Below are 608 nucleotides of genomic sequence, written 5' to 3'. Positions count from 1 at the left end.
GGTTCTGCCTCGGCGTGCGCGCCTTGACGCGCGCCCAGGCGGCATCGCTGGCGATGAAGCGGGCATGGGGAAACAGCGGCAGGCCGGAAATGTGGTCGGCATGGAAATGGGTGACGACAACCGTGCGCACGTCGCCGGGCGCAAGGCCGAAGCGCTCGAGCACCGGCTGCACCTGTTCGGCCGCGTTGAGCTCGGGCCTAAGCACAGCGCCGTAGAGGCGCAGCATGCGGCCGCGCCCCTGCCCCGTGGTGGCCTCTGGGGTGTAGCCGGTGTCGACCAGCACCGGCCCGGCCTGCGGATGAATGAACAGCCCGTAGCGGACGCGCAGCCTGACGCTATGCCAGCCGCCGCCGCGCAGGATCAGCCGCTCGGCGGCGCTGACCCAGGCGCTGTTGGCGAAGACGATCTTCATGCCAGCCCTCCGCCGGCGAAGGTGCGGTCGAGCCCCTGCTCGAACCCGACCTTCGGCGTCCAGCCGAGCAGGCGACGGGCCTTGGCGAGGTCGAGGCTCTGCGCATAGGCGAACAGGCCAAGCCCGTAGCGCGTCACCGGCGGTTCTGGGGGCCCGGGCAGAGCGAGCGCCATCGCCTCCATGGCGCTGGCGACAA

The 608-nt window shown here is 71.2% G+C and carries 1 protein-coding gene and 1 pseudogene; both read right to left on the bottom strand.

What is annotated here, in order from left to right; translation table 11 throughout:
* Positions 1-412, bottom strand: a 412-nt coding sequence (locus tag EOA33_RS37900) for an MBL fold metallo-hydrolase (RefSeq protein WP_127407856.1), incomplete at its 3' end; no start/stop codon positions are given.
* Positions 409-608: pseudogene (locus tag EOA33_RS37895) on the bottom strand (GDP-mannose 4,6-dehydratase); the annotation flags it as partial. The pseudogene EOA33_RS37895 and the gene EOA33_RS37900, both read right to left, overlap by 4 nt.

Origin of the sequence: Mesorhizobium sp. M4A.F.Ca.ET.050.02.1.1 (assembly GCF_003997725.1) — a bacterium.
In the GTDB taxonomy this organism is placed as follows: Bacteria; Pseudomonadota; Alphaproteobacteria; order Rhizobiales; family Rhizobiaceae; genus Mesorhizobium.
Note: the sequence above shows the minus strand (reverse complement) of the source record. Positions and strands in the feature narration are given on the sequence as shown.